At 66.7% G+C, this 20,457-nt stretch carries 13 protein-coding genes; 7 read left to right on the top strand and 6 right to left on the bottom strand.

Annotated features, from left to right (window positions below):
* Positions 1–6: 6 nt before the first annotated feature.
* The 4 genes from A6W98_RS18415 to xdhA are packed head-to-tail and all read right to left on the bottom strand — an operon-like array spanning position 7 to position 6,216.
* Entirely contained in the window at positions 7–1,527 is a 1,521-nt protein-coding gene (locus tag A6W98_RS18415) for an ABC transporter ATP-binding protein (protein WP_042464120.1), read from the bottom strand.
* Positions 1,524–2,468 (bottom strand): xanthine dehydrogenase accessory protein XdhC, encoded by a 945-nt coding sequence (gene xdhC / locus A6W98_RS18410; protein ID WP_042464118.1) that lies wholly within the window; start codon positions 2,466–2,468, stop codon positions 1,524–1,526. The genes A6W98_RS18415 and xdhC overlap by 4 nt, the downstream gene beginning before the upstream one ends.
* Positions 2,465–4,807, bottom strand: a complete 2,343-nt coding sequence (gene xdhB / locus A6W98_RS18405) for a xanthine dehydrogenase molybdopterin binding subunit (RefSeq protein WP_042464116.1) — start codon at positions 4,805–4,807, stop codon at positions 2,465–2,467. Before xdhB ends, xdhC begins: the two co-directional genes overlap by 4 nt.
* Positions 4,804–6,216, bottom strand: coding sequence for a xanthine dehydrogenase small subunit (xdhA, locus tag A6W98_RS18400; protein ID WP_042464114.1), 1,413 nt, complete (start codon positions 6,214–6,216; stop codon positions 4,804–4,806). Before xdhA ends, xdhB begins: the two co-directional genes overlap by 4 nt.
* 278 nt (positions 6,217–6,494) lie before the next feature.
* Between xdhA and A6W98_RS18395 the strand changes: the two genes are divergently transcribed.
* Positions 6,495–6,857 (top strand): VOC family protein, encoded by a 363-nt coding sequence (locus A6W98_RS18395; protein ID WP_042464112.1) that lies wholly within the window; start codon positions 6,495–6,497, stop codon positions 6,855–6,857.
* Positions 6,858–6,895: 38 nt separating this feature from the next.
* Entirely contained in the window at positions 6,896–10,396 is a 3,501-nt protein-coding gene (gene dnaE / locus A6W98_RS18390; RefSeq protein WP_042464110.1) for a DNA polymerase III subunit alpha, read from the top strand.
* Positions 10,397–10,650: 254 nt separating this feature from the next.
* Here dnaE and A6W98_RS18385 read toward each other — a convergent pair whose 3' ends face one another.
* A complete protein-coding gene (locus tag A6W98_RS18385; RefSeq protein ID WP_155734856.1) occupies positions 10,651–10,821 on the bottom strand; it encodes a hypothetical protein in 171 nt (56 codons plus the stop codon).
* Positions 10,822–10,918: 97 nt separating this feature from the next.
* Between A6W98_RS18385 and hisS the strand changes: the two genes are divergently transcribed.
* Genes hisS through hisG form a run of 3 tightly spaced genes read left to right on the top strand, consistent with a single transcriptional unit; the run spans position 10,919 to position 14,220 of the window.
* On the top strand, positions 10,919–12,415 hold the full coding sequence (gene hisS, locus A6W98_RS18380; RefSeq protein WP_042464107.1) for a histidine--tRNA ligase: 1,497 nt from the start codon (positions 10,919–10,921) through the stop codon (positions 12,413–12,415).
* 3 nt (positions 12,416–12,418) lie between these two features.
* The gene (locus A6W98_RS18375) at positions 12,419–13,525 is read left to right on the top strand and encodes an ATP phosphoribosyltransferase regulatory subunit (protein WP_042464104.1); all 1,107 of its coding nucleotides are present in this window, start codon (positions 12,419–12,421) and stop codon (positions 13,523–13,525) included.
* Positions 13,522–14,220: an ATP phosphoribosyltransferase gene (gene hisG / locus A6W98_RS18370; RefSeq protein WP_042464102.1), complete on the top strand. Its 699-nt coding sequence runs from the start codon at positions 13,522–13,524 to the stop codon at positions 14,218–14,220. Before A6W98_RS18375 ends, hisG begins: the two co-directional genes overlap by 4 nt.
* Before the next feature lie 179 nt (positions 14,221–14,399).
* Here the strand turns inward: hisG and A6W98_RS18365 are convergent, their stop codons facing one another.
* Positions 14,400–14,834, bottom strand: coding sequence for a DUF1489 family protein (locus A6W98_RS18365; RefSeq protein ID WP_042464100.1), 435 nt, complete (start codon positions 14,832–14,834; stop codon positions 14,400–14,402).
* Between the two features lie 137 nt (positions 14,835–14,971).
* Between A6W98_RS18365 and A6W98_RS18360 the strand changes: the two genes are divergently transcribed.
* On the top strand, positions 14,972–17,242 hold the full coding sequence (locus A6W98_RS18360; RefSeq protein ID WP_042464097.1) for an adenosylcobalamin-dependent ribonucleoside-diphosphate reductase: 2,271 nt from the start codon (positions 14,972–14,974) through the stop codon (positions 17,240–17,242).
* Between the two features lie 1,150 nt (positions 17,243–18,392).
* Positions 18,393–20,444 (top strand): NACHT domain-containing protein, encoded by a 2,052-nt coding sequence (locus A6W98_RS18355; protein WP_155734855.1) that lies wholly within the window; start codon positions 18,393–18,395, stop codon positions 20,442–20,444.
* The last annotated feature ends 13 nt before the right edge of the window (positions 20,445–20,457 follow it).

Below are 20,457 nucleotides of genomic sequence, written 5' to 3'. Positions count from 1 at the left end.
GTCTCCTCACTCGGCCACATGGGCCACCTCCATGCCATGGGCGCCGCCCATCATCAGGCCGATCTCTTCGAGGCTGAGGCCCCGCGCCGGGCGCGGTGCCGACATCCGGCCCTCGTTCAGCGCGGTGAAGCGGTCTGATATTTCCATCAGCTCGTCGAGATCCTGACTGATCACGATCACCGCGGTTCCCGAAGCGGCCAGATCCAGCAGCGACTGCCGGATCGCGGCGGCGGCCGAGGCGTCGACGCCCCAGGTCGGCTGGTTCACGACCAGCACCTCGGGGCGCTGCAGCACCTCGCGGCCGATGACGAATTTCTGCAGGTTGCCGCCCGAAAGCGAGCGTGCGGCGTTTTGCGGCCCGGGGGTGCGAACGTCGAAGGTCTCGATCACCCGCTCCGCGAAGGCGCGGGCGGCCGGCCATTTCAGAAAGCCCCGGCTGGCCAGGCCCTGCCGGATCGCGGCGGTCAGCATCGCATTCTCGGTCAGGCTCATGTCGGGCGCCGCGGCATGCCCCAGACGCTCTTCGGGGGCGGCCAGAACCGCGATCCGGCGCCTCAGGCTCGGCCCCAGCGCGCCGATCGGCTGGCCATGCAGCAGGACGGTGTCGGGCCCGACCGGGGCCTCGCCCGACAGCGCGTCGAGCAACTCGTCCTGGCCGTTGCCCGCGACGCCACCGATGCCGAGGATCTCTCCCGCCCGGACGGTGAAGGAGATATCGCGCAGGCTGGTCGCGAACGGGCTCGGCGAGGGCAGGCTGAGCGCCCTTACCTCCAGCACCGCCGCCCCCGGCGTGCCGCCAGCGCGGGCCGGGGTGGCAAGCTTGGCGCCCACCATCATCTCGGCCAGCTCGGCGGCGCTTTTCTCGCGCGGGTTGCAGCTTTCGACCACCCGGCCCAGCCGCAGGATCGTCGCCCGGTCGCAGAGCGAGCGGATCTCTTCCAGCTTGTGCGAGATGTAGAGAATCGAGGTGCCCTCGGCGGCCAGCTTCCGCAGCGTGGCGAACAGGATCTCGACCTCCTGCGGCGTCAGCACGCTGGTCGGCTCATCCATGATCAGGAGCCGCGGGTCCTGCAGCAGACAGCGGATGATCTCGACCCGCTGCCGTTCTCCGGCCGAAAGGTCGCCCACCAGCCGGTCGGGTTTCAGCGGCAGGCCATAGGTTTCGCTGACCTCGCGGATCTGGTCTGCCAGCCGGCGCATCGGCGGCGGCGTCTCCATCCCCAGCGTGATGTTCTCGGCCACGCTCAGCGCGTCGAACAGCGAGAAATGCTGGAACACCATGGCCACGCCGGCGCGGCGGGCGGCGCTGGGCTCGGAGGGCGCATAGGGCGCGCCACGCAGGGTCATCCGCCCGGAATCGGGCTGCACCAGCCCGTAGATCATCTTGACCAGTGTGGATTTTCCGGCACCGTTCTCGCCGAGAAGCGCATGCACCTCGCCCTCGTCGATGGCAAAGCCGACCTGGTCATTGGCGACCACGCCGGGATAGGCCTTGCTCAGGCCCTCGACTGTCAATAGCGCTGTCACCCGGCGATGTCCCTCGCTGCGATCCCTTCGACGCCCTCGCTTAGTAACGCGGCCGCGACGCCAATCGCAATGGCTTGAGGATGTTTCCCCAGGGACTTCTGCCCAATCGGGCAGCAGATGCGCGCGATTCCGGCAGGGCTGTGTCCGAGTTGTCCCAGCCGGGTCCGGAACCGCGCCCATTTGCTGTCCGATCCGATCAGGCCCGCCGAGGCGAAACCATGGCCAAGCAGCGCATGGCAGAGCGCGAAATCGAGCGCATGCGAATGGGTCAGTACAAGATGATGCGCGTTGGCGGGGGCCTGCGGCACCAGGGCGGCGGGGTCGGGGGCGATCCGCGGCAGCACGCCCTCGGGCAGGTCGGAGGGAAAGCGCTGGGCGGCGGTGTCGATCCAGGTGATCCCGATCCCGGGCAGCGGGGCAAGTACCGTCGTCAGGGCCCGGCCGATATGGCCCGCGCCCCAGATCCAGAGCGGGCGGGCAGGTGGCGCGACGGGTTCGAGAAACCAGCCCTCTCGCAGCAGGACCGGCGGCGGGCCGAGGCCGCTCCGCGTCTCGGTCAGCGCGCGGCGGATCGAGAGGGGCATCGCGGCATGGCCCTCGACCCGCCGGGCATGGGCATCCCCGGGCAGCCCGGCCAGATCTCCGGGAACGAAGGTCTCCGTCACCAGCAGGACCGCGCCGCCGCAGCATTGCCCGAGGCCCGGGCCGAGCGCGATCCGCGCAACCCGCGTGCCGCCGCTGGCCAGCAGCCGCCGGGCATCGGCCGAAGCCTCGTATTCCAGCGTGCCGCCGCCGATGGTCCCCTGCTGGCCGTCGGCCCAGACCAGCATCGATGCTCCGGCCTCGCGGGGCGTCGAGCCGCGGGTCTCGGCCACGGCCACCCGCGCGACGCGGCCCCGGGCGCGGACCGCCTGCGCAAGGGCGTTCCTGTCGAGGCTCATGCCCGGACCCGGTCGATGGCCCTCAGCAGGCGCTCGGGCGTCGCGGGCGCGTCGAGCGCCGGATAGCCCGGCCCGCAGGCCGCGACTGCATCCGAAAGCGCCATCAGCACCGAGATGCCCAGCATGAAGGGCGGCTCGCCCACTGCCTTCGAACGGTGGATCGTCTCTTCCCGGTTCGCGCCGTCCCAGAGCGCCACATTGAAGACCTGCGGCCGGTCGCCCACAGCCGGGATCTTGTAGGTCGAGGGCGCATGGGTCGACAGCCGCCCCTTGGCGTCCCAGACCAGTTCCTCCATGGTCAGCCATCCGGCGCCCTGCACGAAACCGCCCTCGATCTGGCCGATGTCGAGCGCGGGGTTCAGGCTGGTTCCGGCATCGTGCAGGATATCGGTCCTGAGGATCCGGTTCTCGCCGGTCAGGGTGTCTAGCACGACCTCGCTCACCGCGGCGCCATAGGCGAAATAGAGAAACGGCCGCCCCCGTCCCGCGATCCGGTCCCAGCTCAGCTTCGGCGTGCGGTAGAAGCCGGTCGCACTCAGACTCACCCTGGCCTGATAGGCGTGCTGCGCGGCCTCGGCAAAGCTCATCTCGTCGCCGCCCGCAAACACCCTGCCGCCCACGAACCGGACCTGCGCCGGATCGGTCTGGCGGGTGGCCGCCAGATGCGCGGCGATCCGGCCGCGGATCTCGTCGCAGGCAGCCTTGACGGCCATCCCGTTCAGATCGCTGCCCGAGGAGGCGGCGGTGGCCGAGGTGTTGGGCACCTTGCCGGTATCGGTCGCGGTGATCTTCACCGCCGCCATCGGCAGCCCGAAAGCATGGGCCGCGACCTGCGCCACCTTCTGATACAGCCCCTGGCCCATCTCGGTGCCGCCATGGTTCACCTGCACCGACCCGTCCTGATAGACATGCACCAGCGCTCCGGCCTGGTTCAGATGGGTCAGCGTGAAGGAAATCCCGAATTTCACGGGCGTGAGCGCAATCCCCTTCTTCAGCATTGCATGCCGCGCGTTCCACTCGGCCACCGCGTTCCGGCGCGCGGCATAATCGGCGTTTCGGACCAGCGTTTCGGTCATCTCGTGCAGGATGAAATCCTCGACCTCCATCCCGAACGGCGTCTTCTTCTTGGCCGAAATACCCTCGGGGGGAGCCGATCCAGAGGATCGGCGGGGGGCGGACAGCCCCCCCGCTTCGGCGGCGCTGTCATAATAGTTGAGCCGGCGGATCTCCAGCGGATCCCGGCCAAGCGCATGGGCGATATGGTCCATCACCCGCTCGATGCCGACCATCCCCTGCGGCCCGCCGAAGCCGCGAAAGGCGGTCGCGGACTGGGTATGGGTCTTCAGCCGGTGGCTTTCGATCCGAACCGCCGGCAGGAAATAGGCATTGTCGGCATGCAGCATCGCCCGGTCGGCGACCGGCAGGCTCAGGTCCCGGGCCCAGCCGCAGCGGGCATATTGCACGAACTCGACCCCGGTCAGGCGGCCCTCGCCATCGGCTCCGGCCCGGTAGCGGATGCGGAAATCATGGCGCTTGCCGGTGATGACCATGTCGTCGTCGCGATCATAGCGCATCCGGCAGGGGCGCCCCGTCGCGCGCGCGGCCAGCGCACAGGCGATGGCCAGCGCATTGCCCTGGCTCTCCTTGCCGCCGAAGGCGCCGCCCATCCGCCGCACCTCGACCCGGACCGCATGCATCGGCAGGCCCAGCGCGTCGGCGACCTTGTGCTGGATCTCTGAGGGGTGCTGGGTCGAGGCATGCAGGACCATGTCGCCGCCTTCCTGCGGCAGGGCCAGCGCGGCCTGGCCTTCAAGGTAGAAATGCTCCTGCCCGCCGATCTCGATCGCGCCCTCGACCCGGTGGGCAGCACCCGCGATGGCCGTGGCCGCGTCGCCCCGTTTCCAGATCTGCGGCCCGTCCTCGAAACGGCTGTTCGCGGCCAGCGCCTGATCGATGGTCAGGATCGCGGGCCATTCCTCATGGCGGATCTCGGCCAGCCGCGCGGCCTTGCGGGCCGCGAGGTGGCTTTCGGCGATCACCAGGAAAAGCGGCTGGCCGCAATAGCTGATCTCTCCGGGGGCCAGCAGCGGCTCGTCATGGGCCGAGGGCGAGCAGTCGGGCATCGGGTCGAGATCGTCCGGACCCAGCACCGCCACCACGCCGGGGGCGGCGCGGACCGCAGAGAGATCCATCGCGAGGATCCGGCCATGGGCGATCCGCGACAGGCCGAAGGCGAGGTGCAGGGTGTTCGCCGGGGCCGGGATGTCGTCGAGATAGCGCGCGGCGCCGGTCACATGCAGGCGCGCGGCGTCATGGGGCAGGGGACGGGTCACGCTCATGGGGCAAGCTCATCGATATCGGTGGGGTCGTTCCGGCTTTCGTGCCAGAGCCGCCACAGCATGTTTTCCGCGGCGCGCAGGCGGTACCCGGCCGAGGCGCGCATGTCGGACATCGGCTGGAAATCGGACGCGAAGGCGGGCAGGGCGGCCTCGATCGTTGCTTGCGCGAAGGGCTGCCCGGTCAGGGCGGCCTCGACCGCGCGGGCGCGCTTGGGGATGCCGGCCATGCCGCCGAAGGCGATGCGCGCGGTCTCGACCCGGCCCGCGCGGACGGTCAGGTTGAAACAGCCCAGCACGGCAGAGATGTCCTGATCGCGGCGTTTCGACAGCTTGTAGCAGCGCAGGTTGTCGGGCTGGCGCGGGATGGTCACGGCCTCGACGAATTCGCCGGGCGCGCGGTCCTGCTTGCGATAGTCGAGGAAGAAATCCTCGAGCGGGAGGCTGCGGCGGCGCGCGCCCTGGCGCAGATGCAGGGTGGCGCCCAGCGCGATCAGCGCGGGCGGGCTGTCGCCGATGGGCGAGCCGTTGGCGATATTGCCGCCCAGCGTCGCGGCGGCGCGCACCTGGGCCGAGCCGAACCGGGTCAGCATCCGCGCGAAATGCGGATGCTGCGCGCGCATCATCTCGCGCAGCCGGGCGATGGTGACACCCGCCCCGAGGCGGATTTCGGTTTCGGTGACCTCGATCCGGGTCAGATCCTCGCAGCCGGACAGGAAGGCCACTTGGCCCAGGTCCTGCAGGCCCTTGGTGACCCAGAGGCCGATATCGGTCGCGCCGGCGATCAGCGTGGCGTCCGGATGGGTTTCATACCAGGCGGCGAGCGAGTCGGCTGTGGTCGGGCGGAAGGCGGGGGGGCTGTCCGCCCCCCGCCGATCCTGTGGATCGGCCCCCCCCGAGGGTAATTCGGCCAAGAAGAAGTTGGCATCTTCCCCGATCCAGTCGGGAACGGGGGCGTCTCGGGCGGCCTCGGCCGCGCGCAGGATCGGGGCATAGCCGGTGCAACGGCAGAGATTGCCCGCGAGCGCGGCTTCGAGATCGGTGTCGCCGGTCTGCTGGGCGGTGGCCATCGAGACCGCGAAACCGGGGGTGCAGAAGCCGCATTGGCTGGCGTGATGGTCGATCAGCGCCTGCTGAACCGGATGCAGCCGGCCATCGGGTGCTGCCAGACCCTCGACGGTGCGGATCGCCTTGCCGTGGATCTGCGGCAGGAAGAGGATGCAGGCATTGAGCGCGCGGCTGCCCTCGGCATCGGTGACCATCACCGTGCAGGCGCCGCAATCGCCCTCGCGGCAGGCCTCCTTGGTGCCGGTGAGACCGCGGGTCTCGCGCAGCCAGTCGAGCAGCGTCGCGGTCGGCGTAACACCCGTCAGAGCCACGCTTTCTCCGTTGAGAAGAAAGGCGATATCCATGCCATGATTCCGCCGCCATACTGGGTTCTTGCCGTTATCCCCGGGCCAGGCCCCCTCGATGCGGCGTAGAAGGGGCGGCCCTTTGCGGGACCGTCGGTCAGGAGAGCGGGCGGCGCGGCTCTTGGCAAGAAAAACCGCGCGAAGATGGGGCAGCAGAGCGGGATCTGCCCGGAAAATGTGCAGGCGGTGCAGGTCTTCGCGGCGTTGCGGCTTGGCAGGGGCCGGGCCGCGACCCTATGCTGGGGGGTGTCGGGAGCAGAGAGGGACCGGGGGGCGACATGTATCCGCACGCGCTGCATCACGTTCAGCTGGCGATGCCCGAAGGCGGCGAAGACGAGGCGCGGGCCTTTTACGGCGGGCTGCTCGGGCTTGAGGAGGAGGAAAAGCCCGAAGCGCTGGCGGCCCGCGGCGGGGTCTGGTTCCGGCGCGGCGAGCTGCGGCTGCATCTGGGGGTGGAAACGCCCTTTGCCGCAGCGCGCAAGGCGCATCCCGCGCTGGAGGTGCGCGGTCTCGGCGCGCTGGCCGACCGGCTGGAGCGTGCCGGGCTGGCGCCGCGATGGGACGGGGCTTTGCCGGGCATGCGGCGGTTCTATGTCGACGATCCCTTCGGCAACCGGATCGAGTTTCTGGAGCAGGTCTGAGGCTTTCGCCCGGCGCGGCAGAGCGCTAGGGTCCGGCCATGTCCGCGCCCCGATTCATCCATCTTCGTCTGCATACCGAATACTCGCTGCTTGAAGGCGCGGTTCGGGTCAAGAAACTGCCGGGTCTCTGTGCGGCTGCGGGAATGCCTGCGGTTGCCGTCACCGACACCAACAACATGTTCTGCGCGCTGGAATTTTCCAGCTATGCCACGGGGGCGGGGATCCAGCCGATCCTGGGCTGTCAGGTCGATCTGACCTACGATCCGGCGGCCCCCGGCGAGCGCCCGCGCGCGCCTGCGCCTGTGGTCCTGCTGGCGCAGAACGAGGCCGGTTACGGCAATCTGATGAAGCTTAATTCCTGCCTCTATCTGGGCGAGACGGGCGAGTTGCCGCAAGTCTCCCCGGACGAACTGATCGCGCATGCCGATGGGCTGATCTGCCTGACCGGGGGGCCGGACGGCCCTGTCGGACGACTGATCCGCGACGGCCAGCGCGCGAAGGCCGAGGCGCTGGTGACCCGGCTGGCGGCGGCCTTTCCGACCCGGCTTTATGTCGAGTTGCAGCGCCATCCGGGCGAGGGCGGCCAGCCGACCGAGGCCGAGCGCGAGACCGAGCGCGCTCATGTCGAGATGGCCTATGCCATGGACCTGCCGCTGGTCGCGACCAATGACGTCTATTTCCCCAAATCCGACATGTACGAGGCCCATGACGCGCTTCTGTGCATCGCCGACGGGGCCTATGTGGACCAGGCCGAGCCGCGCCGCCGCCTGACGCCGCAGCATTATTTCAAGACCCCCGAAGAGATGGCGGCGCTGTTCGCCGATCTGCCCGAGGCGCTGGAGAACACCGTCGAGATCGCCCGCCGCTGCGCGGTGAAATCGGAAAAGCGCAAGCCGATCCTGCCGCGTTTCGCCGATGACGAGGTCGAGGAACTGCGCCGCCAGGCCTGGGAGGGGCTCGAGGCCCGGCTGGCGGTCATTCCCCATGCCGCGCCGGTCGAGGATTACGAGAAACGGCTGAAATTCGAGCTCGGGATCATCGAGGGGATGGGCTTCCCGGGCTATTTCCTGATCGTGGCCGACTTCATCAAATGGGGCAAGGAGCACGGCATTCCGGTGGGGCCGGGGCGGGGCTCGGGCGCGGGCTCTCTGGTGGCCTATGCGCTGACCATCACCGACCTCGACCCCCTGCGCTATTCGCTGCTGTTCGAACGCTTCCTGAACCCCGAACGGGTCTCGATGCCCGACTTCGACATCGACTTCTGCATGGATCGCCGCGAGGAGGTCATCCATTACGTGCAGAAGAAATACGGCCGCGAGAAGGTGGCCCAGATCATCACCTTCGGTGCGCTTCTGTCCAAGGCCGCGGTCCGCGACGTGGGCCGGGTGCTGCAGATGCCCTATGGCCAGGTCGACAAGCTGTCGAAGCTGATCCCGGTCGAGGGTGTCAAGCCGGTCTCGATCTCGCAGGCCCTGACCGACGAGCCGCGGCTGCGCGAGGCGGCGAAGAACGAAGAAGTCGTGGACCGGCTGCTGACCTATGGCCAGCAGGTCGAGGGCCTTTTACGCAACGCCTCGACCCACGCGGCGGGGGTGGTGATCGGCGACCGGCCGCTCGACGATCTGGTGCCGCTCTATCAGGACCCGCGCTCGGACATGCCCGCGACCCAGTTCAACATGAAATGGGTGGAGCAGGCCGGTCTGGTGAAGTTCGACTTCCTCGGGCTGAAGACGCTGACCGTGGTCCGGAACGCCATCGACCTGATCCTGAAAAGCGGCCGGCCGCTGCATCAGGCGGCCGATGGCACGGTCCTTTACGAACCGGCGGCCGGGGCCGAGAACGATATCGGGCATATTCCGCTGGATGACCCGAAGACCTACGAGCTTTACTCGACGGCCCATACGGTCGCGGTGTTCCAGGTGGAAAGCTCGGGCATGATGGATGCGCTCAGGCGCATGAAGCCGACCTGCATCGAGGATATCGTGGCGCTGGTGGCGCTGTACCGTCCCGGCCCGATGGAGAACATTCCCACCTATTGCGAGGTGAAGCAGGGGCTCAAGCCGCTTGAATCGATCCACCCCACCATCGACCATATCCTGGCCGAGACCCAGGGCATCATCGTCTATCAGGAACAGGTGATGCAGATCGCCCAGGTGATGGCAGGCTACAGCCTGGGCGGCGCCGACCTTCTGCGCCGCGCCATGGGCAAGAAGATCAAGGAGGCAATGGATGCCGAGCGGCCGAAATTCGTCGAGGGGGCCAAGAAGAACGGCGTCGATGCCAAGAAGGCGGCCGAGGTCTTCGACCTCCTGGAAAAATTCGCCAATTACGGCTTCAACAAGTCCCACGCCGCAGCCTATGCGGTGGTCAGCTACCAGACCGCCTGGCTGAAGGCCAACCACCCGGTCGAGTTCATGGCGGGCGTCATGAACTGCGATATCCACCTGACCGACAAGCTTGCGGTCTATGCCGAGGAGGTGCGCCGCGGGCTCGATCTCGAGATCGTCGCGCCATGCGTGAACCGCTCTTTCCCCACATTCGACGTGCAGGAAGGCTGCCTCGTCTATGCGCTGGGCGCGCTCAAGAATGTGGGGATCGAGGCGATGAAGCTGATCGTCGCGGCGCGCGGCGACCGGCCCTTCGACTCGCTCTTCGATTTCGCCCGCCGGGTCGACATGAAGCATGTCGGCAAGCGCCCGCTGGAAATGCTGGCCCGCGCCGGGGCGTTCGACGCGCTCGACGGCAACCGCCGCCGGGTCTTCGAAAGCCTCGACGCGCTGGTGGGCTATTCCGCCGCGATCCACGACCAGCGTGCCTCGGCGCAGGTTTCGCTGTTCGGAGAGGCGGGCGAGGACCTGCCCGAGCCGCGCCCGGCGCAGGTCCCGGACTGGCTTCCGAACGAACGTCTGGCCGAAGAGCAGAAGGCCATCGGCTTCTACCTGTCGGGGCATCCGCTCGACGATTACATGCCCGCGCTCAGGCGCAAGAAGGTGATGACCAAGGCCGAGGTCGAGGAAAAGACCAAGGCGGGGCCGGCCGTGCTTCGCATGGCGGGCGCGGTCGCCGCGCGGCAGGAACGCAAGTCGGCCAAGGGCAACCGCTTCGCCTTCGTGCAGATGTCGGACCCGACCGGGCTGTTCGAGGTCACGCTGTTCTCGGATGTGCTCGAGGTGGCGCGCGATCAGCTCGAGCCGGGCATGAATGTGGTGGTCCAGGTCGAGGCCAATCTGGAAAACGACCAGCTGAAACTCCTGGGCCGTTCGGTGCAGCCGGTCGATACGGTCGTGGCCGATGCCGGGGCGATCGGGCTCAAGGTGGTGGTCGAGACCGAGGCCGCGGTCGAGGCGGTTGCAACCCTGCTCGACCGGGCGCGGGGCGAAAGCGGGGCGCGCGGTCGCGGCCCGATCGAATTCAGCCTGGTGGCCCCCGACCTTCCCGGCGAGGTCCGGATGACACTGAACGACCGCTACCCGGTCAATCCCCAGATCAAGGGCGCGCTGCGCAGCCTGCCCGGCGTTGCCATGGTCGAAGAGGTCTGAGCCGGGCGCGCAAGAGCGCAGCTCTGATGCCCCAGCGTTCTGCCCAAGCCCGCCCGGCCTTGTTCCTTCGCGCGGGTCGCGGCGCGGTCGCAAGAGACACCCCGCTTTCGGCGCGGCGCTCATCGCTGCGGCGCGACGTTACGCTTGTTTCCCCGCCGTGGCTCAGACGCGCCAGCTACGCAGCACCGCTTTCGCCTTCTTCTTGGCAGAAATACCCATATCCTGACGTCTGCCACCCGTCGCCGCGGCCCTGATCAGGAGGCGACCTCCGCCGCTTCGGTGCGGTCGCGTTCGGCGGCGCGCGCGAGTGTCGCGGCCACCTGACGCCGGAACCGGTCGATCTCCTTGCCCTGCCGCGCGATGTCGCGGCTCAGCCCGTCAAGCTCGCCGCTCAGCCGGGCAATCCGGTTGTCCAATATGGTCAATTCCCGATCCATGTGTCCTCCGGACCTTGCGCGACCTTGCCCCCCGGCCCCCCTTCCGCTAGACCCCGCGCGACGCGTAGGCAGTGGCGAGAGACCGATGGCCAAGGACAAGAAACCCCGCCGCCCCAGGGCCGAGACGCCCAAGGGGTTCCGCGACTATTTCGGCGTCGATGTCACCGAACGAAAGGCGATGCTCGACCGTATCGCCGAGGTCTACCACCGCTATGGTTACGATCCTCTTGAGACCTCCGCCGTCGAGACGGTCGAGGCGCTGGGCAAGTTCCTGCCCGATGTCGACCGCCCGAATGAAGGCGTCTTCGCCTGGCAGGAGGAGGACAGCGACTGGGTCGCGCTCCGCTATGACCTGACCGCGCCGCTGGCCCGGGTCGCGGCGCAATTCCGCAACGATCTGCCGAACCCTTACCGGCGCTATGCCATGGGGCCGGTCTGGCGCAACGAAAAGCCGGGCCCGGGGCGGTTCCGCCAGTTCTATCAATGCGATGCCGATACGGTGGGTGCTGCGAGCGTCGCCGCCGATGCCGAGATCTGCGCCATGCTCTCGGATGCGCTGGAAACGGTCGGCATCCCGCGCGGCGACTATGTCGTCCGGGTGAACAACCGCAAGGTCCTGAACGGGGTGATGGAGGTCGCGGGCGTGCTCGACCCCGTTGATCCCTCGAAATTCGAGGCCGAACGCGGCATCGTTCTGCGCGCCATCGACAAGCTCGACCGGCTGGGCGAGGCGGGCGTGCGCGCGCTTCTGGGCGAGGGCCGCAAGGACGATTCGGGCGATTTCACCGATGGCGCGAAGCTGTCCGAAGCTCAGGCCGAGGTGGTGATGGGCTTCATGGCCGCCCGCCGCGAGACCGGCGCCGAAACCTGCGCGCGGCTGCGCGAACTGGTTGCGGGCTCGGCCATGGGGGGCCAGGGCGTCGACGAGCTGGAAACCATCGCCACCCTGCTCGACGCCCAAGGCTATGGCCCCGACCGTATCATCCTCGACCCCTCCGTCGTGCGGGGGCTTGGCTATTATACCGGCCCGGTCTTCGAGGCCGAGCTGACCTTCGAGATCCTCGACGAGAAGGGGCGGCCGCGGCAGTTCGGGTCCGTCGCGGGCGGCGGGCGCTATGACGATCTGGTCAAGCGCTTCACCGGGCAGGAAGTGCCCGCGACCGGGGTCTCGATCGGGGTCGACCGGCTGCTGGCGGCGCTGCGCGCCAAGGGCCGGGCCGGGGCCGGAATGGACGGGCCGGTGATCGTGACCGTGATGGATCGCGACCGGATGGCCGAGTATCAGACCATGGTGGGCGAGCTGCGCAGTGCCGGCATCCGCGCCGAGGTCTATCTGGGCAATCCGAAGAACTTCGGCAACCAGCTCAAATACGCCGACAAACGCCAGTCGCCAGTCGCCATCATCCAGGGCAGCGACGAGGCGGCGCGCGGTGTCGTCCAGATCAAGGATCTGGTGCTGGGCGCGAAGATCGCCGAAAGCGCCAGCCTCGAGGAATGGAAGTCCCAGCCCGCCCAGTTCGAGGCGGCGCGCGCGGATCTGGTGACCGAGGTCCGGCGTCTGCTGGCCCAGGGCGAGGGCTGAACGGTGGAAGACAAGGGCCGCATCCTCGCGCAGGCCGAACGGCTGCATGTGTTCTTCCGGGGCGCGGGGGCCGAACCGGTTCAGACCGCGATCCTGCAACCGGCCGAGACCCTGCTCGACCTCTATGGCGAGGACATCCGGGCGCGGGCCTATGTGACCTCGGACGCGCTGCGGGGTGAACAGATGCTGCGCCCCGATTTCACCGTGCCGGTGGTGCAGATGCATATGGACAGCGCCGCCGACCCGGCCCGCTACACCTATTGCGGCGAGGTGTTCCGACGGCAGGAGCGCGACCCGTCCCGGCCCAACGAATATATCCAGGTCGGCTACGAGCTTTTCGGCGGCGAGAGCCCGGCCGAGGCCGATGCCGAGGTGTTCGCGCTGTTCTCCGAGGCGCTCTCGCCGCTCGACCTGCGGGCCGCGACCGGCGATATCGGGCTGATCCTTGCCGCCGTCGACGGGCTCTCGGCCTCCGACAAGCGCAAGGCGGCGCTGCGTCGGCATGTCTGGCGGCCGCGCCGGTTCCGGGCGCTGCTGGAACGGTTCGCGGGACGCATGCCGCTGCCTGAAAGCCGCAAGCGGCTGCTGGCCGAGATCAAGGCGCATGGGGTCGAGGCGGTGCTGAAGGCGGCCGCGCCGGAAATCGGGCTGCGCTCGCGCGCCGATGTGTCCTGCAGGCTGCATGCGCTGGTGCAGGACGCGGCCGAGCCGCCGGTTTCGACCGGCGAGACCGAATTGCTGGAGGATCTGTTGTCGATCCGCGAGACCTCGGTCAACGCGCTGGCGCATCTGCGCGACATCGCGGTGGACCTCAGGACCATCGGCCCGGCGGTCGACCGGATGCAGGCCCGGCTGGACGCGCTGGAGGGGCAGGGGATCGATGTCGATCTCTTGGATTTCGAGGCGAGCTACGGTCGGACCACGATGGAATATTACGACGGTTTCGTCTTCGGCTTCTATGCCGAGGGCCAGCCGGGGTTGCCGCCGGTGGCCACGGGCGGGCGCTATGACGCGCTGACCCGCATTCTGGGGCGCGGCCGCGAGGTGCCCGCGGTCGGCGGTGTGGTCCGGCCCGAACTGGTGCTGTCTCTGACGGAGGCGCTGGCATGACGCTGAAGCTCGGGGTGCCGTCCAAGGGGCGGCTGATGGAAAAGACCTTCGACTGGTTCGCCGAGCGCGGCATCTCGATCGCCCGCACCGGCTCCGACCGCGAATATTCGGGGGCGGTCGAGGGCGTCGACGGGATCGAGCTGGTGCTGCTCTCGGCGGGCGAGATCCCGCGCGAACTGGCCTCGGGGCGGATCCATCTGGGTGTGACCGGGTCGGATCTGGTGCAGGAGCGGATCGCCGACTGGGAACATCGGGTGCTGGAGCTCGAGCCGATGGGCTTCGGCTTTGCCGATCTGATCATCGCGGTGCCGCGCTGCTGGGCCGATGTCGACACGCTGGACGATCTCGACGCCGCGGCCGCGGCCTTCCGGGCCGCCCATGGTCACCGGCTGCGGATCGCGACCAAGTATCACCGGCTGGTGCGGGTGTTCCTGCGCGATGCGGGGGTGGCCGATTACCAGCTGGTCGACAGCCAGGGCGCGACCGAGGGCACGGTCAAGAACCTGACCGCCGAGGCCATTGCCGACATCACCTCGACCGGCGAGACGCTGCGGGCCAACCACCTGAAGATTCTCTCCGACGGGCTGATCCACCGCAGTCAGGCGACGCTGTTCAAGTCGCGTCTCGCCGCCTATAGCGATACCGACCGCACCAATCTGCGCGCCCTGCTTGACCGCCTGGGTCTGACCGCCTGACGGCGGCCTTGCAGGCTTGTGCGGCTCACACGGGATCGCGGGCGCAGGGCAACGACCGGCCCGCCCCCTGGTGATCGCTGTAGCGCCCCTCGCAGGCAGCCGCTGCCCTCATCGCAACTGTTCGTCCGGGGACGGGATTTCGCCAGTGCAAACTTGCCGCACCCGCAGGCAAGTCAGGTCTACCTGACCCCGATCTCGGCCAGAGCCGCCATCAATTGCGGCGGCAGGTCGTCCTCCTGGGCGCTGGCGGCAGGCAGATCGCGCGGGGCATTGCCCTCTTCGAGATAGCGCCAGCCCTGGAAGGGACGCCGCGGCACCGCCTCGGTGCGGATCACCTCGGGGTCGAGCACGATGGCGCAGCGCGTGATGCCGTCCTCGCCGGTGACCTCGTCAAGCCGCAGCACGTTTTGCCGGGCCAGGATCATGCCCTTGAACACCCAGTAGAGCGAGCCACCGTCAAGCAGCTCGGCCGCGCGCTTGGGCCACATCCGGGTGACATGGCGGGGCAGCCCGTCGGGCAGGGTGGCACGGCGCTCGGCCTGCCAGTCGATCAGGTCCTCGACCCGCTCGGCGCCAACGCAGAGCTTTACAAGATTGACATGGCCCCTCGCCATCGTGCATCCACCAGATTCTGTTGATGAGACCCCAAACTAAGCTATCTGTTGCGGAGTTCAAGGAACAGCGTCGGTGTTCTCGACCCCACCGACCTCCTTTGCCGAGTAATCTTCCGCGCGCATCCGAGGATCCCCAAATGAGCCGTTTCGCCGCCCCCATCGCCGAGCAGATCTGGGACATGAAATACCGTCTGAAAGGCTCGGACGGGACGCCTGTCGACATGACCGTCGAGGACAGCTGGCGCCGCATCGCCCGGTCCCTGGCCGAGGCCGAGCCCGAGGCGGAACGGGATGCCCGCGAGGCGGAATTCTTTGCCGCGCTTGAGGATTTCAAGTTCCTGCCCGCGGGCAGGATCACCGCGGGTGCGGGAACGGGGCGGGCGGTGACGCTGTTCAACTGCTTCGTGATGGGCACGATCCCCGACAGCATGGCCGGCATCTTCGACATGCTGAAGGAAGCCGCGCTGACCATGCAGCAGGGCGGGGGCATCGGCTACGACTTCTCGACGATCCGCCCCAAGGGCGCGGATGTGAAGGGCGTTGCGGCGGATGCCTCGGGGCCGCTCTCCTTCATGGATGTCTGGGACGCGATGTGCCGCACGATCATGTCGGCGGGCTCGCGCCGCGGCGCGATGATGGCGACGATGCGCTGCGATCACCCCGATATCGAGCAGTTCATCACCGCCAAGCAGGACCCGGCGCGGCTGCGGAATTTCAACCTGTCCGTGCTGGTGAGCGATGCCTTCATGGAGGCGGTGAAGGCTGGCGGGACCTGGGATCTGCAATTCGGCGGCAAGGTCTATCACACCCTCGAGGCGCGCGATCTGTGGAACCGGATCATGCAGGCGACCTATGACTATGCCGAGCCGGGCGTGATCTTCATCGACCGTATCAACCAGATGAACAACCTCGCCTATTGCGAGACCATCGCCGCCACCAACCCCTGCGGCGAGCAGCCCCTGCCGCCTTATGGCGCCTGCCTGCTGGGCTCGATCAACCTCGCGCGCCTTGTCGCCAATCCCTTCGAGAAGGGGGCTGCGCTGGATGAGGCGGCGCTCGAGGCGCTGGTCGCGACTGCGGTCAGGATGATGGACAACGTGGTCGACATCTCGCGCTTTGCGCTCGACGCGCAGCGTCACGAGGCCAAGGCCAAGCGCCGGATCGGTCTTGGCGTCACCGGGCTTGCCGATGCGCTGCTGATGGTGGGCCAGCGCTACGGGTCCGAGGAGGCGGCGCGTCAGACCTCGCGCTGGTTGCACCGGATCGCCCGAGCCGCCTATCTGGCTTCGGTGCAATTGGCGAAGGAGAAGGGGGCGTTTCCGCTTTTCGATGCCGAGCAATATCTCGGAAGCGGGGCCCTGGCGCAGATGGATGCCGATGTGCGCGCCGCCATCGCCGAACATGGGATCCGCAATGCGCTTTTGACCTCGATCGCGCCCACGGGGACGATCAGCCTTTATGCGGGCAATGTCTCGTCGGGGATCGAGCCGGTCTTTGCCTACAGCTACAAGCGCAAGGTGCTGCAGCGCGACGGCAGCCGGACCGAGGAGGAAGTGGTCGACTACGCGGTGCAGCTCTGGCGCGACAAGTTCGGCGATGCCGAGCTGCCCGAGTATTTCGTGAACGCCCAGACCCTGCCGCCCTCCGAGCATGTGCGGATGCAGGCGGCGGCCCAGACCTGGGTCGATTCCTCGATTTCAAAGACCATCAACTGTCCCGAGGATATCGCCTTCGACGCCTTCAAGGACGTCTACATGCAGGCCTATGAAACCGGCTGCAAGGGCTGCACGACCTACCGTCCGAACGACGTGACCGGCTCGGTTCTGAGCGTGTCTGAGAACTCGGAGAAGACGCCCGAGGCCGAGACCGGCGCCGATGTCGTCTATCTGTCCGATCCGCTCGACCGGCCGCACGAGCTGGAGGGCAATACCTACAAGCTGAAATGGCCCGACAGCGAGCATGCGATTTACATCACCATCAACGACATCGTCATCGCCGGTCGCCGTCGCCCCTTCGAGGTCTTCATCAATTCGAAGAACATGGAGCATTTCGCCTGGACGGTGGCGCTGACGCGGATGATCTCGGCGGTGTTCCGCAGGGGGGGCGACGTGAGCTTCGTGGTCGAGGAACTGAAGGCGGTCTTCGATCCGCGCGGCGGGGCCTGGATGCAGGGCAAGTATATTCCCTCGATCCTTGCGGCCATCGGCGGTGTGATCGAGCGCCATCTGGTGACCATCGGCTTCATCGAGGCCGAGGGCAAGGGGCTGAAGATCGATCCGAAATACGAAGAGATGGCAGTTGGCGATGCCCCCCGCGGCCCGTCCTGCCCGAGCTGCGGTGCCTATGAGATCCGGATGGTGGAAGGCTGCAAAACATGCATGAGTTGCGGTTATTCGAAGTGCCAATGATCATGTTCAGGGTGAAGTAGTCAGAGAAAGCAGATGAATGCGCAAACGGAAGCATAAGTCTGCACAAGGGCTGTCAAGGGCGAAACGTACCGTTTGGCATCCCAAGGCTTCTCTCTGACAAACGGTGATAGAGGCGCTGGGGCAGATGCTCCGGCGCCTTTCGCGTATGAAGGGGATGTGCGGTTCGTGGCATGAAGCGGCGGGTCCGGCGAGGGCCGTTGTTCCCTCCCTGTATGAGCCTGAGCATGGCGCATTGGGGCTGGCTTGCGATGGTGAGAACCTGGACACGAGGTCGGTTAGAAGCGGTGGGAACTCCGATGAAGACCATTTAGTCGACGCAAGCTGTCGCGACGATCCTCTGCCGATATCAGCGTCGGAGAAATTGTCAGGTGCCCGTCACAGCAACAGATGTCTACGCCGACACCATTGCTCGCGTCTGTGGAGACGACGTTCACCTCGACCCGGTCGAACGGGGCCTCATCCACCTCAAGCGCCAGAAGGTGATTTCCGGCGGAAGACTGGTCACGCTTCTTGCTCGCCATCAGCGCGAGATCAGACCTGAGTGACGCCTCCCAAGGGCTTCCTGGGGTGCTGGGCGAATGCACGAAGCGTCATCGCTCTTGGGAGCGAATGGTCTGCTTCAAGGGGTCATAGTCACCGCTCACGTCCGGCGCTGCATGATGATCTGCCCTGGCTCGAAGGGCGGATTCCAGAAGTTCGCCGCGGGCGCGACGGGCCATGCGATCTACCGGCAATTCGGACATTCGGCCCGAAGCTCAGGCCAGCAGGATTAGCATGACAAGCGGATTCCTGAGCTCCGGCGCATCAAAAACTTGCGTCGCGGACGGGGCGCAATTCAAAAGACCGTGGTTACTTCCTCTGAGAAACCAAGAAGATTCAACTTAGAAAACAATCGAAATTGTTCGATGTTTACGCTATTGCGTAGATCAACTGCAGGATTGATTAGAAGACGACCGACGCTATGAGCCCTTCCCCAGAGGAGAGCACAAGTTCCGAACACAAAGGCTCCAGTCCGGTCGGGCGAGGGGGCGCTGGCACTTATATTGAAGGCCAGCTTGGCGCCTATTACCTCCTGCAGATGCTCGCTGGCAGCGACGCGCGCGGCCTCCCCAATGCTAGGATCGAGCAGGTGCAGCTTCAGGGCGAGAATGAAGGCTATGCCCTCGATGACCTGATCGTGCATGGTGTTTCGAACAAAGGCACCGCGCTTCTCGAGATCCAGTCGAAACGCACAATCCGCTTTTCGCCCAAAGACCCTATATTTAACGGCGTCTGCGAACAGATCGTGCGCAGCAATCCCGCTCAGAAGCCGACGGACCGCCATTTACTAGCGGTTGCGACGCAGCGAACCAGCTATTCTATCTCTGGTCCCTATCAGGACTTGCTCGAGTGGGCGCGTAGAGCGGAAAGCGGCATTCAATTTTTCGCTCGATTAGCCCTCACAGGTGTTGCCAGCGAGGAGATGCGCAGTTTCGCCAAAGCGTTCCGCAGCAATCTGGTGGCTCACGGGGTGTCGGACGAGGACGAAGCCGTCTGGGCCATAATCCGCAGGTTCATGATCCTCGAGTTCGATTTCGAGTCTGCTGCACCGGAGGCGAATGCCCATGCCCTGACACTGGCCCGTCAGGTCCTCGCGCCGGACGATGCGGCACGTGCCGAGGCGCTTTGGAGCAATCTCATCGAAATCGTCATTGAGACGGGTAAGGCGGGAGGCTCGATCACGCGCCAAGCGCTCATCGAGAGATTGACTTCGCGCGGCTTCCACCTCGCGGGCGGTCAGAATTTCGCACTCTCCCGTGCCAAACTGGCGGAAATGTCGCGCCATGCGCTTTCGGAGATCGGGACCAAAGTTGGCGGCGTCAATCTTCCCCGCCTCGGTGCGCTCGCTGATCTTGAGTCAGCGCGCAACAAGCATCGCTTCATCGAGATCACCGGCAAACCAGGCGTGGGCAAATCGTCAGTCTTGAGACATCTTGCGGAGCGGATAGGCCGCGAGGGCCATGTCATCGTCCTTGATCCCGTAGGCACGCCAGACGGGGGATGGTCAGCGCTTGCGCAACGTCTCGATATGCGTGGGACCGCTAAGAGTTTCTTGTGGGACCTCGCGGCAAGTGGCGGCGGGATCTTGTTCATCGACGGCCTCGAGATGTTCACGTCCGTCGAGCGCCGCCGCACGGTGAATGACTTGCTGCGCGAGATTGCGGATGTCCCAAGCTTCTCAGTAGTCGTGTCCAGGCGGCCCGATGTCGGCGTCGAAGACACTGACTGGGTCGCCCAAGACGCGCTCGCGAAGTTGGGTACGCCTTGCCAAGTGGTCGTAGACGAGCTGAACGACGACGAGGTCGAAGCTCTGAGCACTGCCGCCCCGGAACTCCGCACACTGCTGTCACGGGATCATCCGGCTGCGAGCATTGCGCGCAATCTCTATCGGTTGGCCCAATTGCTCAAGGTCCCGAGCTCGGCCGACATTCGAACTGAAGCGGCACTCGCCGACCGTTGGTGGAAGAGTGCCGACGGCGCAAAGCTAGATGATGTCCGCCCGTCGCAACGGCTCTTGGCCGAGTTAGCAGAAGCGGCACTGGCAGGACAGGACCTGGTCGAGGCGTCGACGGACACACCGGCACGAGCTCATCTACTGCGGCGCCTAACGCTGTCCGAACCGAAGCGCGACCGTCTCAGCTTCTACCATGACGTGCTCCGCGACTGGGCGATCGGTGCGCGCCTCAACGAAGACATCACGTTGCTCGACAACGTCGACCTTTCCGTACCGCCATCGCCGCGGGTAGCACGTGGTATCGAATTTGCCGGTCGCTTCGCGCTCGAACAAGGACCGGACGGCTCGAACTGGACGGTCCTTCTTGGGGCCCTCTCGCGACCAGGCGCCCATGATGCATGGCGTCGCCAAGCGCTCATGGCGATCGTGCGATCCGAGCTGTCGGCGCGGCTTCTGAGCCGCTGCCGCGCTGCATTGCTTGCCGATGGGGGCGCCTTGCTCGTCGAGATCTGTACCGCCATCGTCGCGACCGAAACGATCTCGGCCGCATCCGCCTTCAAGGAGATCGCCGCGACGGGCGCTGAGCTTCCTGTCGAGTCACCGGGCTCTTTGCGCATCGCCACGACGCTATCGGCGCCGACGGTTCTCATGTGGTGCGCTGTGAATGCCAACGATATCCCAATCTAGGCGATCGCTGCCA

This window comes from Rhodovulum sulfidophilum DSM 1374 (assembly GCF_001633165.1).
GTDB classification, from domain to species: domain Bacteria; phylum Pseudomonadota; class Alphaproteobacteria; order Rhodobacterales; family Rhodobacteraceae; genus Rhodovulum; species Rhodovulum sulfidophilum.
The sequence above is the reverse complement of the archived record's forward strand: the minus strand, read 5'-3'. Positions and strand labels throughout refer to the sequence as shown.

Coding starts and splice junctions, on each gene's coding strand:
- A6W98_RS18395 (WP_042464112.1), top strand. CDS start 6,495: ATGTATCCGCACGCGCTGCATCACGTTCAGCTGGCGATGCCCGAAGGC.
- hisS (WP_042464107.1), top strand. CDS start 10,919: ATGGCCAAGGACAAGAAACCCCGCCGCCCCAGGGCCGAGACGCCCAAG.
- xdhA (WP_042464114.1), bottom strand. CDS start 6,216: ATGGATATCGCCTTTCTTCTCAACGGAGAAAGCGTGGCTCTGACGGGT.
- xdhC (WP_042464118.1), bottom strand. CDS start 2,468: ATGAGCCTCGACAGGAACGCCCTTGCGCAGGCGGTCCGCGCCCGGGGC.
- xdhB (WP_042464116.1), bottom strand. CDS start 4,807: ATGAGCGTGACCCGTCCCCTGCCCCATGACGCCGCGCGCCTGCATGTG.
- hisG (WP_042464102.1), top strand. CDS start 13,522: ATGACGCTGAAGCTCGGGGTGCCGTCCAAGGGGCGGCTGATGGAAAAG.
- A6W98_RS18365 (WP_042464100.1), bottom strand. CDS start 14,834: ATGGCGAGGGGCCATGTCAATCTTGTAAAGCTCTGCGTTGGCGCCGAG.
- dnaE (WP_042464110.1), top strand. CDS start 6,896: ATGTCCGCGCCCCGATTCATCCATCTTCGTCTGCATACCGAATACTCG.
- A6W98_RS18360 (WP_042464097.1), top strand. CDS start 14,972: ATGAGCCGTTTCGCCGCCCCCATCGCCGAGCAGATCTGGGACATGAAA.